The sequence below is a fragment of the Trichococcus sp. TS_SC_9 genome (genome assembly GCF_056156325.1).
Window position 1 is genome coordinate 165,138 of sequence record NZ_CM149591.1, and the last position, 14,478, is coordinate 179,615.

Genomic DNA, 14,478 nt, shown 5'->3' on the forward strand with positions numbered 1-14,478 from the left:
TACTTTATATTATTATAAATGACTCTTCCCAAAAATCAAATAGACCCTCCAGCGACACCCGATTATTTCCGGACGCCGCTGAGGGCCTATTTTTATTTTCTATAGAATTGTGTCGCCTTCGCCATATGAGCTGCGGCCGGCTTCGATGATGCCTTGGTTGCTGTCACCGTTGTAGATGGAGTTCTTAACCAACACATAGTCGCATTTGCGGATCGCTGTGATGTCTTTTCCCCCCGCGTATGAGATGGATGACTGCAGGTCTTCACGCATTTCGTTCAACGTATCTGCAATCGTGCCGCGGTAAGGCGTCAAGATCTTTTTGCCTTCAACGTTTTTGCGTTGGCCTTTTTGGTATTCGGAAGCACTGCCGAAGTACTCTTTGTACAAGCGGCCGTTGATTTCCTTCGTTTCGCCCGGTGACTCATCGTGTCCGGCCAATAACGAGCCGACCATAACCATTGTCGCGCCGAAACGGATCGATTTGGCGATGTCTCCGTTTGTGCGGACGCCGCCATCAGCGATGATCGGTTTGCTTGCTGCTTTCGAGCACCAGCTAACGGCTGCCAATTGCCAGCCGCCTGTACCGAAACCGGTCTTGATTTTGGTCGTGCAGACTTTACCAGGTCCGATCCCTACTTTTGTAGCATCGGCTCCAGCATTTTCCAATTCACGGACGCCTTCAGGAGTGCCCACGTTACCGGCAATCAGGAATGTTGCCGGCATCACTGCTTTGACGTGTTTGATCATACGGATGACTTCATCGGAATGACCATGTGCCACGTCGATTGTTGTATATTCAGGAACGGCTTTTTTAGCCGCCAATTCATTTACGAAATCGAATTCTGCTTCTTTGATCCCCAAGCTGATGGAAGCAAACAAACCTTTTTCATGCATATGTTGGATAAACGGCAAACGGCTCGCTTCATCAAAACGGTGCATGATGTAGAAATAACCTTCTCTGGCTAACTTTTCAGCAAGTTCTTCGTCCAGGATAGTCTGCATGTTCGCAGGCACCACCGGCAATTTGAACGTGCGGCCACCAAGTACGACAGTCGTGTCGCATTCAGAACGGCTTTGCACGACGCTCTTATTCGGAATTAATTGTACGTCTTCATAGTCAAAAATTTTCATTTTCTATTTCCCTCTTTCTGTTAGTGCACTTTTCCTCTTGGGAATCGCTTTACACAGACACGGACGTGAAGGCAAAAAATGTCTTCTATCGTAAAGTCCCTATAGTAAGTTACACTACTCCCCCACGTTTGTCAAAGATTTATTGTTAATTAAAAGTTAGTTTTACTTTTGAGCATCACGAAAAACTGAGGAATGGCGCATCCCAGCATAGTTCGGCTGATACTCCTGCCATATTTTCATTTATACGCAAATTCAGGTAAAATGATTTATTGTACAGCAATAATATTGGAGGGCTTATCACTCATGAAAATAAATGCAATAAAAAAAGAACTCGATGGGATTCTGCCTGGCCTCGCAGTCAGCATCCTCATCTCTTTGGTCAGCCAGTTTTTGGCCCGCTTCCTTCCTGCTTTGGGCGCCGCGCTCATCGCCATCCTGTTGGGGATGCTGATGGGCAACACTCTCCTGAACCGGCCGGAACTGGAGAAAGGCACGAAATTCTCCGAGAAGCGGCTCTTGGAATACGCCATCGTCCTGAACGGGCTGATCCTGGATTTCCAAGTGCTGAAGTCAGCCGGAATCAAGGGCTTCGTCTTTATTATGTTGCAGATGGGGCTGACAATTTTTGTCACCTACAATCTGGGCAAATACTTCGGATTCGGCAAACGCTTCTCGCTGCTGATGGGCGCCGGCAACGCAGTCTGCGGTTCATCAGCCATCGGGACCGTCTCGCCGATCGTCAAAGCCGACAACAAGGACAAAGGAATCTCGATCACGATCGTCAACCTGACCGGAACCGCGCTGATGATCGTCCTGCCGCTTTTAGGCGCCTTCCTCTACGGGAACGACACCCTGCGCACCTCCGCCCTGATTGGTGGCACCGTCCAATCCGTCGGCCAAGTCGTAGCTGCTGCCAAACTCGTCAATGACGAAGTCGTCACGCTGGCGACCGTCTTCAAATTGATGCGCGTGCTCTTGATCATCGCCGTCGCTGTGATGTACGGGCGCATGAACATGAATGAAGGAGAATCTTTGTTCACGCGCAAGAACGCTAGGCTTTCTGGTGCAGAACTAACCGACCGTTCGGCCGCCGTCTCCTACGGCGTCCCCTGGTTCCTGACCGGATTCGTCGTCTTCTTCCTGATCCGCAGCTTCATCGGCGTTCCCGACAGCGTGCTGGCCGGATCAAAAGCCATCAGCACCCAATTCGAAGTTGCCGCCCTCGCCGCAATCGGCATGCGCGTCAAATTCGCCGACATCATCAAAGAAGGCCCCAAAGCCATGCTGTATGGGTTGACTGTTGGAGCAGTGCAGGTTGTTATGGCCATTGCGCTGATACGGGTGTTTTTCGGATAATCGGATAAAAGCAGTAAAAGCATCGGTTCCTATGGGAGCCGATGCTTTTTTGTCGTATATACGCCTTTCGTCGGCTCTTCGGTAACATTCGTTCTTCGTTCAGTCGACACATCCGGCTCTCTTCGGCTATTCAGCATGCCCCGCCCTTCGTTCAGCCAACATACTGCACCGACGTCGGCTCTTCGGTATCCTCCAATTTCCGTTCAGTCAACACATCACGCGGGCGTCGGCTATTCATTCACTGGGATGTAATGTCTTCCACGATCACTTCCAGCAGCCTGATATTCTCGCTTCAAAACCTTATACACGCGATTTGTATCTTCCGTGCCACACCAATCTGCCAAACGCTTTGTCGTTAGTTTTTCATTTGGAAAAAGAATCTGGAAGTCTGAAATGCTATTACTGATGGCTTTTTGAATAATTATCTTCTTGCCGCAACTTTCACACACGTGAGAGCGTCTGCAGAAATTTTGCACAAGCGTCCCACAAGCCGGGCAATTAATGCCTTTATTCATTTTCTCATACTCATATTTGACCAATTTGCTTGGGTAACCAAGATTATGACATTTAACAAGTGCTTGCGCCAACTTTTCCAGTTCCGGATTTGCTACGGATTTCATATTTTGTAGTTCACGGAAATGCTCTGAAATCTGTCCAGGAAGAATGCTGTCACCCTCGCATGGGGCTCCCCAGATAGAAAATTCTGGATTTACGTATACTATATATGCTTCAAGCTCCATCGAAGAGCCCATGCTCTTAAGGAGCTTCCGCATCCTCACTTTTGTTTTCATTAGCTGCAGGGAGGGATTTTCCAAAGTGGTGCCCGATTGCTTCGTAAATTCTTCCGGCCCCCAGTGGTGTACCCCACCGTAATTCTTGATTTCATATAACAATATTTTACCTTCACAAATCAACAATGCATCTATCTGTAATGATGAACGTCTAATTTCCAGCTGCAAATCATTCAGAATAATGCATTTCGTCCCAGTTTTTCCGTCAGACCATCAAATCTGCACTCACCCTCATATCCCTTTTTCAAATTGAGATAGTAATAATAATCTTCTTTATCCAATCGCATACGGCTGGATAAAATTTCATAAATGCGTAAATGCATAGATTTCTTGCGTTCCTTGAATGCCAATACATCCGCCTCCAATATTTCTTTTCGAAGGTAATATACGCATAATTTGCTTTACAGCTTCTATATTTGAAGAATCAGATATTATTTATGAAATTTAAAGTATGTTTAAACGCAAATGAGGCGTGATGCGGCATTGTGAAGTGTGGTGCCACATGCTGCGTCGGCTGTTCTGTGTTTTTCGCCCTTCGTTCAGTATATGATTTTTCTTTTTGTCGGTTCTTCTGTATCCACCAATTTCCGTTCAACCAACACATCGTACGGGCGTCGGCTCTTCGGTATTCTTCGCTCTTCGTTCAGCCGACATTCGTGCTCTTCAGGCTTATGCGAACTAAAAAAAAGGCAGCTGCCTCATCCCCTACGAGAGGTAGCTGCCTGGTTTTTGTATATTTGTAGAGCATATATGTTGTTCTATGGTGTTTTGTGCTTTAGATGGGCGTTAAGCCCGACATACATGGTTTCTCTCGACTGTTCGGTGTTATTCGCTATTCGTTCAGTCAACGTATCGCATGGCCGTCGACTGTTCGGTGTTCTTCGTCGTTCGTTCGATCAACGTATCGCACGGGTGTCGGCTCTTCGGTATCTTTCGTTCTTCGTTCAACCGACATCCTCAATCCATAAACGGTTATTCTCTATCATTTTCCCGGAATTTGCGTTTAAAGAGGATTCCCAGCACCTGCACGGCGATCAGCGGGGTTATTGCCGCCAGCGCGATCATGCCGAGGCTTTCGGCCAAGAGATTTTCCCTTCCCATGGCTTCGCCGGCACCTTGGATGAAGGACAAGATGAATGTCGCGGTCATTGGGCCCGAAGCGACGCCGCCGGAATCGAAGGCGATGCTGACGAAAAGCGTCGGGGCGAAATAGGTCAGCGTCAAAGCTAGCAGGTAGCCAGGCAGCAGATAGTGCCATAGTTGGATCTCGGGAAAGACGATTCCAAGCATCACGAGCGCCACCGCTAAGCCGATCACCACGGAAAGCACCGCCAGCACAACCCTTCTTTTCAGGAAGCCATCGGTAAGTTCCTCGATTTGATGTGACAAGAGGTGGACGGTGGGTTCGGCCAGCACGTTCACGAATCCCAAAGCGAAGCCGATTACGATCAAAAACCCCTTTTCATCCAACGAAGCGATGCCGTATCCGACAGCCTTCCCCACCTCCATAAAGCCGGCGTTGGCACCGAGCATGAACAGGAATAATCCTGCATACGTCAGCATCAGCCCGAACAGGATTCCCTTTTCATCCTGTTTTGACATGTCAAAAGAAATCCACTGGATCAGCAAAAAAATCAAAAAGATCGGCAGCAACACGACCATAACTTCCTTAGCGGTGATGGGCAGTTGGCCAATAAAGGGAGCAAGCACATTTTGATCCGAATTTCCCGCTGCCGTTCCGAAAGTAGCGTCTGCGCTGCTGTTTCCAAAAAGGTCCATGACCATCACTGAGATTAGCGGACCAATCGAAACGACACCGATCAAGCCGAAACCGCCTTTGTTGGAATCTTCATTTGCCTTTTTCACTTGCGAGTTTCCCAAAGCAATCGCCAGAATGAACGGTATCGCCATGACACCGGTCGTCGCGTTAGTGGCATCAAATGCCAACAGGAAAACGGCGGCATACAGCAGTGCCAGCATCTTGTAGAGTGAAAGGTTGTGAGCTATCCGGACCAGCCCCAAAGAAAGCAACATGGCCGTTCCGAACGTTCCGGCGAATATGATTCCCCACTTGATAAGCACTCCGGATGTGAGCCAATCAAGCTGTTCTACCAGGAAATGTAGATCAGGTTCGGCGATCGTGATGATAAAACCAAGGGCCAATCCGGCACCTGCCAAAAATGCGAGGTCGTCAGGCTTCGAAACCGTCGCCCCCATGGCGTTACCGATGCGGCTTACGCTCAAATTGGCCCCAAAAAGAAAAATAGAAAGACCGAAGACAATCAGCACAGCGCCGATCAGGAAACGGACGAGCTGCAAGTCAGCAAGCGGTGTCAAGGTGGCGTGCAGCAAAAGAACGATGACCGTGATGGGAAGGACCGCATACAGCACTTCCATAGCCTTTGACAGCAGCAGCTTCATCGGATTCACCCCTCTCCCAAAAAGCCTTTAAAATTGTGTAATTCCGGTGATTTATTCGTTTTGAGTGACAATTATTTTTATGATTGCTTTCCGATTGCCCACGATTGCTTCTGGCTGGCCGATGATTTCCCCTTCGATTTCGAAGGAGCCGGGTCTGTCGAGCTTGCTGAGTATAGTGGGCGTCAGCTCTTGCCATTTGACCCATTGCTGTGTATCCGTGCCGTCGTTGTATCGGAGTGTGACGTAGGACGGGAACCCGACGAGCTGGCTGTGCTCGATGGCATATTGGCCGGGCTCCAGAGTGAAAGTCGTTTCATCTTGGGAGACGATTTTCAGTTTATCGACTTTTTCGAAGTCTTCCGGTACATTTTTCCAGACTTTCATATAGTCAATCTGAAATACCTTAGGATACGGTGCAGCTGGGTCGAAAGGCGCGACCCACCAATTCTCCCGACCTTCATAGGCTGACAGAATCGAGATCATCGGATAGGCGACCTCTGCCTGAAACGTCCCGATTTCTTCGTCATCGAAATAAAAAACGAAGCCTTCCGGTGTCCATTCGAAAGTGTAGAGATGGAATTCATTGCTCAAATCGGCATCGCCGACATCATGGACGAAATGTTGTTCCCTCGCTGCCGGGTCCCGGTGCGCGTAAAGCGAAGCCGTGACTACATTGCCGAAATTGAGGGCATTCTCGAAGACATCCACTTCCACATCCTGTTCCGGCGTGTCCTGGATCCCGACGAGCCACCAGGCACACATATTGCCGAGGCTGTTCATCATTTTCGCCCGGATTTCGAAGACGCCATATTGCGAGATGAAGCCCATAAACGGCTCTATATCATTGCGGACTTCCAAACCAGCTTTGAATTCATGCAGCCCGGTCCGGTTACCGGTCATCACGCTCGAGGTGCGGACGGTCCCGTCAAACTCGGGATTCCACGGCTGCGTGTCCTCATTGATGATGAGATTCAGATTACCATCCTCCACCTCGTAGACGGCACGCGCTGCATCCATATCCGGCGTCCAGGAAGCCAAATACTGGTCGTTCCAGATGGCAGGATCGAGCGGACTTTCGTCAAAATTCTCGTCAAATATCAGGCGATAATCGCCGTTGTAGACCGGAATCGTGTATGTTTCATCCCTATTCGTCACCCATCTACTCAGATGGGACTCCAAAACAGCCGTCAAAGATGAAAAACCCGCCTGACGGAAACCGAAAAAGATTACCGCAGCAACAGTACAGCCAATCAGGAGTTTCGTTGTTTTTTTCACAGTAGATCATCTTCTCTCGTGGGATTTGCTTGCGATGATAATGATTTGCGAGATGATATTAAATGGATTGTTGGGGAAGTTGAATAAATGTACGCTTAGCGAAGTATCGTTCATCTCCATTATAAGTCCGCCTGATTCGGCACGCTAATTTTAGGACTTTTCCCGGCCATATTTTTGAGGCATATTCTAAATGCAAAAAGCATCGCAACCTTCAACGTTTGAAGGCCATGATGCTTTTTATGCTTTTATGTTCACGGAAGCATTTCATAATTCTCTGGAAGGGCAAAATACTCCGGTGCTACGGTGTCGCTCATATCGATCACATCGAGATTGAACTGATTTTCCCCGGAAGCTGAGCGGATCCTTTGCAGGACATCACCCTCGAAATAATAAAACATCCGGTCCCCATTTGCGGCATAGTATTCTTCATAGATGAGGTCTTCATCCTCCCAACTGCCCACATAAGTGCTGCCGATGTTCTTGAACGGCGGCGCTTCGATGATGCCATCATCTTTCGCTTCTTCAGTAGGATCCGCACTTTCATTCCGCGCAATCGTCTGATTTAAGTGATCGAGTTCATAGGCCAACCCGTTCAACGTGAGGTAAGTCATGTCTGTGTTCTCCCCGCTTATTCGGATTGCCTTATCCGCCCCGTCAACAGCGACTGTCATCGACCGGTCCTCCAGCTGATCCTCTGTAAACTCTTGAAAATGGTATTGCGCCACATACTGTTTGCTAGCAAAAATCGCGAAATAAGGATCGGCCAAATGGGTGCGGGAAATGCTCGTATCGGCCTCCGTAGATGCTTGGCTGTCGCTTCCCGCAATTGATTCGATTCGTTCACTTTGGCTGCTTGCCGTGATGCTGCTTGATTCGTTCGATGCAGTTCCGTCTTGTGCACATGCGGTTAAAAATACGGCAATTGCCGTCAACGTCCCTATTAAAGCAATTTTTCTTTTCATTTTTCATAACCCTCCTTACGCAAAGCAAAAGGTTCGGTCTGTTTTTCTGGCTTTCGTTTCCTTGTATTCATTATACGCCGGAATCATCCTGGTCACTATGAAAAGCCCTCGACATTCAAAAAGGTGGCGAATGCGGGTGGCCGAATCATGTCTTATCATTTGCATAACCCGCTCTATTGGGCGCACAATACAAGTGAAGAAACAAATGGTCTTGCGGAAGTCCGCAGCGATTATACTGTTACAGCCATCCCTTCGCCGTTTTACGGACTATCGCATCAGGTATCTTTTAAAAGTGCATTTCCAGTTAACGAAGGGGGATATTTTTCATGAACGATATCATAACCATTGCCTTGAAGGCCTTTCCGGTCATCGCTCTGATAACGACAGGGGTTGTTCTGGAGAAGACCGCCTTCATCAGCGCCGATGTCGTCAAAGGCATGAAGAAGCTGCTCATGAATCTGGCTTTGCCTTGCCTTTTGTTTCTGATTTTGTTGGATGCCGATCTGCAAGCGGACTATCTATGGGGATCAGTTGCGGTTTTTATCGCTTGCCTGTTGGCTTTTTCGATGGGTTTTTTGTTCAAAAAAATGTGGAAATCGCCCAATGCGTTCTTCCCGTCCGTCTATTCCAGCTTCGTCACCGGCATCATTGGCTATCCGCTCTTCATCTCCACATTTGGCGCCGAGCACCTGTACAGATTGGCCATCCTCGATATCGGCAATCTGTTATTCATCTTCATCGTGCTCGCGACATTTTTGGATAAAGTCGGCTGCAACCAAACGGGCAGAAAAAGGATGAGCCTGACAGATCAGGTCAAACATATAGTCAAATCCCCTTTCCTGATAACCATGTTCTTGGGAATCCTGGTCTCTATGCTTGGCGGACGGACGTTTTTCCACACGAACCCTGTGACCTCCGCCTTGGTGGCTGCTGCGGGAATGCTCGCGGACATCACTTTGCCGCTTGTTCTTCTGGTGATCGGCTATGAGCTCCACTTCGATCTGAAGCAGCTTTTGGTGCCCCTCCCGGCGGTATTGCTCAGGATCAGTATGATGCTCCTGTTCGCCTATCTGCTGAACACTTTCGTCATCGACAGAATGCTTGGCTTGGACCGGCTGTTCCAGATGGCCGTCTATACCATGTTCCTCTGCCCGCCCACTTTCATTATTCCAGTCTTCATCGAAGGCGATTGCCCCGACAAAAGCTTCATCCTGAACTTTCTTTCGCTGAACGTCGTCCTCTCCATCGTGACTTTTATTATTCTGATGACGGTGCTGCTCTGAAGAATTGAATATAGCGAGGCAACAGCAGTATTGAATGAACAGATATCCGATAGATGGAATGTTTACGCGCTACGCGCAGATCCGCGAGTGGTCGGCGGAGGGTTTTGGGTTTTCTGAGGCAGGTTTTGCCCGCCAAACAGTCTTTGGCGGGTTATTTTAGGTTGCGAGATGCTGTTTTAGCCCGCCGAACCTTATTCGGCGGGTTTTTCGGCCTCGCCGGCAGTCGATTTAGCCCGCCAACGGCATTTTGGCGGGTTTTCTGGTTTCTCTTCTCTTTAGGTATGTCCGAACTCTCGCACCCACCCCCCTTTAAAAATAACCAAAAAAAAGCAGCCGGTTACGGCTGCTCAACATACATATTTTTCTTGGTCAAGGTCCCGAACAGATCATAGAGGATATCATCCGTAATCTTGACTGGATTGTTATCGAGGTTCGGGTGGTGGGACAGCTGAACCAGCTCATCAATCTGCGCATCGGACAAATCCAGATCCGACAGATCCGACCGCAAGCCAATCTGTTTTTTCAGCGCTGTGATGGCGTCGGCCATTTCAGATGCATCGGCGAAGCCGAGTGCTTTGGCGAAGGCGGTCACGCGGCCGTCCGTCTCAAGCTGGGCGTTCACCTGGGCGAAGTAATCGATCGTCAATCCGCAAGCTTCTCCGTGCGGAATTCCGTAGAGGTTCGTCAGCGGATAGGAGACGGCGTGCGAAGAAGTCGTCTTCGGCAGAGCGAAGGCCAGTCCGGCGATAACCGAGGCTTCTGCCATCTTTTCGCGCGCCACGATATCGTTCGGGTTTGCATAGGCAATCGGCAGATACTCAAACACCAATTTGGCAGCATGAATCGCCAGCGCATCGCAAATCGGCTGGTGGTTCACGCTCCAGTAGCCTTCGACTGCTTGGCAAAGGACATCGATTCCGGAGCAGGCGGTCACGGTCGGCGGACAGCTGTAAGTCAATTCTGGATCGACGACGGCGTAGGCCGGGAAGAAGTTCGGCGAAAAGATCGGCGCTTTTTTCCCGGTTTCGTGGTCAGATAGGACCGCGACGCTCGTGACTTCGCTGCCGGTTCCGGAAGTCGTCGGTACGGCGATCAAAGGCAGAAATGTTTCCGGCAAAGCTTTGCCGGTGCCGTGGTATAACCTGACCGAATCGTCCACCATGGCGATTGTCGCGGCTGCCTTGGCTAGGTCCATCACGCTTCCACCGCCCAAAGCGACCACAAATTTGGAGCCCTTCGCACGCATCAGTTCCGCGCAAGCATCGACTTCAGCCACCTCAGGATTTGGCGAGACGTCACTGTAGACGGCGGTCAGCAAACCCTCCGCTTCTACGATGACTTTGTCGGCCAAACCGGATTTTCGGAAAGATCGCGAACAGATCAGGATGCCGTCCGTTTCTCCAAGCTCCGCGATGACCTCCTTCAAGGCGGAAATTTTGCCGTTTCCGAATATGATTTTCACTAGTTGTTGATAATTCCAATCCATTCCATGCACCCTTTCTATAGTTCATTTTGCTCTTTCAGACAGCTATGGGGCTGCCTCATGCGAGGCGCCCCATATTTTTGATGCTCATCTTAAATCAGATAGTCCACCTAGAATCGAAACCAGGGATTCATTACTGTTGTCCATGGTTTTTCCCGCGGGCTGGCCCGCTGAGACGGATACTTGCTCTTTATTCATCTTTTTGGGGCGCGATTAGTCAAAAAAGATGAATTCTTTTTAGTTATTCATCTTTTTTGCCATCGCCGGACCGAAGCCCGGCCTCACCTCTCATTATACCATCCAACCTAAACAGCCAGCTCTTCTTTTTGGTTGATGACGTTCAGGATCGATTCGCGCATTGTCATGTATTGCTTGGAATAGCGGGCGCTTTCGCTGTTGGCGCCGTCCATGTCGTAGGTGAAGTCGGTGTCGAGCACCTTCACGATGCGGCCGGGGCGGCTGGACATGACGATGACTTTCGTCGCCAGCGACAGGGCTTCGTCCACGTCATGGGTGATGAAGAAGACGGTGCTTTGGTTCTTCATCCAGATGCGGCGGATCAGCGCCTGCATCTTGTCGCGGGTTAAGGCGTCGAGCGCGCCGAACGGTTCGTCCATCAGGATCATGCCTGGTTCATTGACCAATACTTTGGCCAAGGAAGCGCGTTGCTTCATCCCGCCGGAAAGCTCATAAGGCTTGCGGTTGGCGAAGTCCGTAAGTCCGACGATTTCCAGGTATTCCTCCGTGATCGCCTCACGTTCCTTTTCCGGAATGTTGCGCATGCGCAATCCGAAATTGACGTTTTCTTTGATCGTCAGCCACGGATAGAGCGGCGGCGACTGGAAGACGACCCCTCGCTGCCAATCAGGCCCTTCGATCGGCTTGCCGTTCATCAAGGCTTGGCCGTCCGTCGGCTGCATGAATCCCGAGATGATGTTCAAAAGCGTGCTCTTGCCGCAGCCGGATGGTCCCATTACGCAGATGAACTCGCCTTCTTGGATGTCGAGATTGACTTGGGCCAAGGCCGTCACTGTTCCGATTTCGCTGTTATAGACCAGTTCGACATCCTCCAATTTTACCACTGTCTTTCCGTTGATTCCTTCATAAGTCCTCTGCATAATTGGTTCCCCCTACTCTTTCGAATCCAAGTAAGCTTGGATGTATGTTGTGTTGATTCCTTCAGCAAAATCTTCTTCGCTCGGCGATGCGGTAATGTTGCCTTGATCCAGGTAGAATTGGCCCATATCATACATTGTAGCGGCCATTGCGCCGACTGCATCGGATGTCCCCAAGTTGGCTGCATCCAATTGTTCCTCTGCGGAAATCCAGTTTTGACCTTCCATTTGCAGCTTCGCGGACTCTTCCGTGATGTTCAATTGCTTAGCGATGATCGCGATGGCTTGATCCGGATCTTCTCTGTAAAGCGTTACGGCTTTATCGACGGCAGCGATGTATTTCGAAACGATTTCCGGATAAGCCTCACCGAATTCGCTGTGGACGATTTCGACGTTGGCTGTCATATAGCCCATTTCGGCTACGTCACCGCTATGAAGGACGATGGTGCCGTCAGTCAGCAGTTCGCTGAGGGTAGGCTCCCAGATGTAGGCGGCATCGATGTCGCCACGTTGCCAGGCCGCAAAGATGTCGGAAGGCTGCAGATCGATCAGTGTGAAATCTGTCTCTTCAAAACCGCTGGCCGTGATGGCGCGCAGCAGGCTGTAGTGGGCCGTGCTGGCGAAAGGAACGCCGATGTTCTTGCCTTTCAGATCCTCCAGGGAGGTAGCGTTCAGTTCGTTCTTGGCAACCAATGATTCCACGGAACCCAACGTCTCATGGATCCAGATCATTTCGATCGGGATGCCAGATGCGATGCCCAATACGGCCGAGCCCGAACCGGTCAAGCCGAGGTCGACGGCACCGGAAACCATGGCCTGGTTGATCGCTTTTCCACTTTCAAATTGGACGATTTCGATCGGCACACCCATTTCATCCTCAAAATAGCCTTCCGCTTTCGCGATGCCTTCGTCGTTCGGCATTTCCAAAGTCGCGATGATGACTTTCTCAGGCAAATCGCCATCCGCTGATGCGGTGGAAGAGTCGGTCGCGCTGTCGGCGCCCCCGCAAGCCGCGAACAAAAGCGCGGAGCAAGATAAGAACAGTAGTTTAGAGAACATGTGGTTTTTTTTCATAAAAGCCTCCGATTATTTTCCTGCCCAAGGGACAAATTTATTTTGTACGATGACGATAATTTTATCCAAAAGAATGCCGGTGATGCCCATGATGATGATGCCCACGAAGACGATGTCGCTGCGCAGATAGTTGCTGGCATCCAGGACCAGCCAGCCAATCCCGGTCATGGCCGCAACCATTTCAGCCGAAACGAGGGTCGTATAGGCGACGCTGAGTGCGGTGCGCAGGCTCGTCAGGATATCAGGCAAGCAAGAAGGCAGGATGACATGGAAGAACACTTGGGTCTGGCTGGCGCCGACCGTTTTCGCACTGTTGATGAAGTCTATGTTGACTTTCGCAACGGCGGAGACGCAGCTGACGTAGATCGGCGCGAAGGCTGCCAAGAACAGCAAGGCGACTTTCGAAGCATCCCCAATCCCAAGCCCCATGACCAATAAAGTGTAGTAAGCCAATGGCGGCAGCGGGCGATAGAAGTTGATGATCGGATCCAAGGCCGCTTTGATCTTCGTGTTGTAGCCGCTGAGCAATCCCAACGGAATCGCGACGATGATCGCCAATCCGAAGGCACTGAGCAGGCGCCATAAGCTGGTGCCGATGTGCTGCAGCAAGGAGTAGCTTTTATAGCCGTTGAATAGGATCTCCACGAAGGCCGTCCAAACCGCCAATGGGCTCGGCAGCAGCATCGGGCTGACCAGCCCCAGCGCGGTAACGATATACCAGAGCACCATGATCGCTACGACGGTGCCGACGGTGATCATTTTTTCCGGCTGGATCCTCTTTCGTCTTTTCTTTACCGCGATCGCGGACGTGCTTTGCTCGGGAATCAGTGCATCGCTTGTGAGCGTATCTGCTTTCTTCATAAAATTGTCCTCCTTGGTCTCTTTTCGCCTAAACTGTTTCATGCGCGGCGTACCTGATATTCGCGGGCGATCGTTTGCACGAAAATCTTGCCGTCCCCCGCCTGGCCGGTGCTGTTGACCGCCAACAAGATGCCGATTACGTTTTCCACATTCTCATCCTCCGTCACGATCGTAAACATCCGTTTAGGCATCAGCACGCTGTGTCCGACTGCTTCGCGGAAGTCTCTCCCTATCAGCGGATTCTTGCCGCGTCCGAAGACTTTTCGGCAAGTGAAACCCGGAAAGCCGCCTGCAGCCAGTTTTTGTTTCGTTTCCGTCACCTTGTTCAGGCGAATGATCGCTGTCACTTCCTTCATACAATTCCCACCTTTACAGTCCTTCTGCGCCGCTACTGATCGTATAGGCATTTTCGATTGCGTGCACGAATATTCTGCCGTCGCCGTAATTCCCCAAATCGCTTGTGCGCGCTTGGGTGGTGATCACGTCTATGATTTCTTTCTCATGGGCTGCTTCGGCCACCAGGAACAGCAATTCCTTTGGTAGTTCGTCGTAGAAGACGTCGCCGATATGAATGCCGGCCTGTTTCCCCCGTCCGTACACGTCCATCCGTGTCACGGCGGTGTGCCCTTTTTCAGCGAGTTTCGCCAAAATCTGTTCGGTCTTCTCCGGCCTCACGATGGCCTCAATTTTCACTAGCATGCGCTCCACCCCTTTTATATAGTAGAT

15 protein-coding genes are annotated in these 14,478 nt (G+C 50.3%); 3 read left to right on the plus strand and 12 right to left on the minus strand.

The annotated features are described in order from the left end of the window. Positions 1-99 precede the first annotated feature (99 nt). The gene (locus tag AC0J5I_RS00645; protein WP_475302070.1) at positions 100-1,131 is read right to left on the minus strand and encodes a GMP reductase; all 1,032 of its coding nucleotides are present in this window, start codon (positions 1,129-1,131) and stop codon (positions 100-102) included. A gap of 303 nt (positions 1,132-1,434) precedes the next feature. Between AC0J5I_RS00645 and AC0J5I_RS00650 the strand changes: the two genes are divergently transcribed. Continuing rightward, positions 1,435-2,487: a YeiH family protein gene (locus AC0J5I_RS00650; protein WP_475302074.1), complete on the plus strand. Its 1,053-nt coding sequence runs from the start codon at positions 1,435-1,437 to the stop codon at positions 2,485-2,487. A 230-nt stretch (positions 2,488-2,717) separates the two neighbouring features. Here the strand turns inward: AC0J5I_RS00650 and AC0J5I_RS00655 are convergent, their stop codons facing one another. From AC0J5I_RS00655 to AC0J5I_RS00675, 5 genes are all read right to left on the minus strand, one after another. Further along, positions 2,718-3,446: a nuclease-related domain-containing protein gene (locus tag AC0J5I_RS00655; protein WP_475302079.1), complete on the minus strand. Its 729-nt coding sequence runs from the start codon at positions 3,444-3,446 to the stop codon at positions 2,718-2,720. Between the two features lie 5 nt (positions 3,447-3,451). Next, positions 3,452-3,628 carry a hypothetical protein gene (locus AC0J5I_RS00660; RefSeq protein WP_475302082.1) on the minus strand — a complete coding sequence of 59 codons (177 nt, stop codon included), beginning with the start codon at positions 3,626-3,628 and terminating at the stop codon, positions 3,452-3,454. A 622-nt stretch (positions 3,629-4,250) separates the two neighbouring features. Beyond that, complete coding sequence (locus tag AC0J5I_RS00665) at positions 4,251-5,699, minus strand: DUF1538 domain-containing protein (RefSeq protein ID WP_475302084.1); 1,449 nt, start codon at positions 5,697-5,699, stop codon at positions 4,251-4,253. Positions 5,700-5,750: 51 nt separating this feature from the next. After that, entirely contained in the window at positions 5,751-6,974 is a 1,224-nt protein-coding gene (locus AC0J5I_RS00670; RefSeq protein ID WP_475302087.1) for a family 16 glycosylhydrolase, read from the minus strand. 251 nt (positions 6,975-7,225) lie between these two features. After that, positions 7,226-7,936, minus strand: a complete 711-nt coding sequence (locus AC0J5I_RS00675; RefSeq protein ID WP_475302090.1) for a hypothetical protein — start codon at positions 7,934-7,936, stop codon at positions 7,226-7,228. A 147-nt stretch (positions 7,937-8,083) separates the two neighbouring features. Between AC0J5I_RS00675 and AC0J5I_RS00680 the strand changes: the two genes are divergently transcribed. Both AC0J5I_RS00680 and AC0J5I_RS00685 read left to right on the plus strand, forming a co-directional pair. Beyond that, positions 8,084-8,266, plus strand: coding sequence for a hypothetical protein (locus AC0J5I_RS00680; RefSeq protein ID WP_475302094.1), 183 nt, complete (start codon positions 8,084-8,086; stop codon positions 8,264-8,266). Then, a complete protein-coding gene (locus tag AC0J5I_RS00685) occupies positions 8,263-9,219 on the plus strand; it encodes an AEC family transporter (protein WP_475302098.1) in 957 nt (318 codons plus the stop codon). The genes AC0J5I_RS00680 and AC0J5I_RS00685 overlap by 4 nt, the downstream gene beginning before the upstream one ends. A 337-nt stretch (positions 9,220-9,556) precedes the next feature. Here the strand turns inward: AC0J5I_RS00685 and AC0J5I_RS00690 are convergent, their stop codons facing one another. From AC0J5I_RS00690 to AC0J5I_RS00715, 6 genes are all read right to left on the minus strand, one after another. Continuing rightward, a complete protein-coding gene (locus tag AC0J5I_RS00690) occupies positions 9,557-10,705 on the minus strand; it encodes an iron-containing alcohol dehydrogenase family protein (RefSeq protein ID WP_475302102.1) in 1,149 nt (382 codons plus the stop codon). Positions 10,706-11,007: 302 nt separating this feature from the next. After that, complete coding sequence (locus tag AC0J5I_RS00695) at positions 11,008-11,820, minus strand: ABC transporter ATP-binding protein (RefSeq protein WP_475302105.1); 813 nt, start codon at positions 11,818-11,820, stop codon at positions 11,008-11,010. A 12-nt stretch (positions 11,821-11,832) separates the two neighbouring features. Then, positions 11,833-12,891 carry a taurine ABC transporter substrate-binding protein gene (locus AC0J5I_RS00700; protein WP_475302109.1) on the minus strand — a complete coding sequence of 353 codons (1,059 nt, stop codon included), beginning with the start codon at positions 12,889-12,891 and terminating at the stop codon, positions 11,833-11,835. A 12-nt stretch (positions 12,892-12,903) separates the two neighbouring features. Continuing rightward, positions 12,904-13,752 (minus strand): ABC transporter permease, encoded by an 849-nt coding sequence (locus AC0J5I_RS00705; protein ID WP_475302114.1) that lies wholly within the window; start codon positions 13,750-13,752, stop codon positions 12,904-12,906. A gap of 38 nt (positions 13,753-13,790) precedes the next feature. Further along, positions 13,791-14,108, minus strand: coding sequence for a P-II family nitrogen regulator (locus AC0J5I_RS00710; RefSeq protein WP_107995749.1), 318 nt, complete (start codon positions 14,106-14,108; stop codon positions 13,791-13,793). 13 nt (positions 14,109-14,121) lie between these two features. After that, a complete protein-coding gene (locus tag AC0J5I_RS00715; protein ID WP_107995748.1) occupies positions 14,122-14,451 on the minus strand; it encodes a P-II family nitrogen regulator in 330 nt (109 codons plus the stop codon). Positions 14,452-14,478: the final 27 nt, after the last annotated feature.

What these genes read in the sequence shown, in the direction of transcription:
- AC0J5I_RS00645 (WP_475302070.1), bottom strand. Translation starts at nt 1,131, where the DNA reads ATGAAAATTTTTGACTATGAAGACGTACAATTAATTCCGAATAAGAGC.
- AC0J5I_RS00650 (WP_475302074.1), top strand. Translation starts at nt 1,435, where the DNA reads ATGAAAATAAATGCAATAAAAAAAGAACTCGATGGGATTCTGCCTGGC.
- AC0J5I_RS00665 (WP_475302084.1), bottom strand. Translation starts at nt 5,699, where the DNA reads ATGAAGCTGCTGCTGTCAAAGGCTATGGAAGTGCTGTATGCGGTCCTT.
- AC0J5I_RS00675 (WP_475302090.1), bottom strand. Translation starts at nt 7,936, where the DNA reads ATGAAAAGAAAAATTGCTTTAATAGGGACGTTGACGGCAATTGCCGTA.
- AC0J5I_RS00680 (WP_475302094.1), top strand. Translation starts at nt 8,084, where the DNA reads ATGTCTTATCATTTGCATAACCCGCTCTATTGGGCGCACAATACAAGT.
- AC0J5I_RS00685 (WP_475302098.1), top strand. Translation starts at nt 8,263, where the DNA reads ATGAACGATATCATAACCATTGCCTTGAAGGCCTTTCCGGTCATCGCT.
- AC0J5I_RS00690 (WP_475302102.1), bottom strand. Translation starts at nt 10,705, where the DNA reads ATGGATTGGAATTATCAACAACTAGTGAAAATCATATTCGGAAACGGC.
- AC0J5I_RS00695 (WP_475302105.1), bottom strand. Translation starts at nt 11,820, where the DNA reads ATGCAGAGGACTTATGAAGGAATCAACGGAAAGACAGTGGTAAAATTG.
- AC0J5I_RS00700 (WP_475302109.1), bottom strand. Translation starts at nt 12,891, where the DNA reads ATGAAAAAAAACCACATGTTCTCTAAACTACTGTTCTTATCTTGCTCC.
- AC0J5I_RS00705 (WP_475302114.1), bottom strand. Translation starts at nt 13,752, where the DNA reads ATGAAGAAAGCAGATACGCTCACAAGCGATGCACTGATTCCCGAGCAA.
- AC0J5I_RS00710 (WP_107995749.1), bottom strand. Translation starts at nt 14,108, where the DNA reads ATGAAGGAAGTGACAGCGATCATTCGCCTGAACAAGGTGACGGAAACG.
- AC0J5I_RS00715 (WP_107995748.1), bottom strand. Translation starts at nt 14,451, where the DNA reads ATGCTAGTGAAAATTGAGGCCATCGTGAGGCCGGAGAAGACCGAACAG.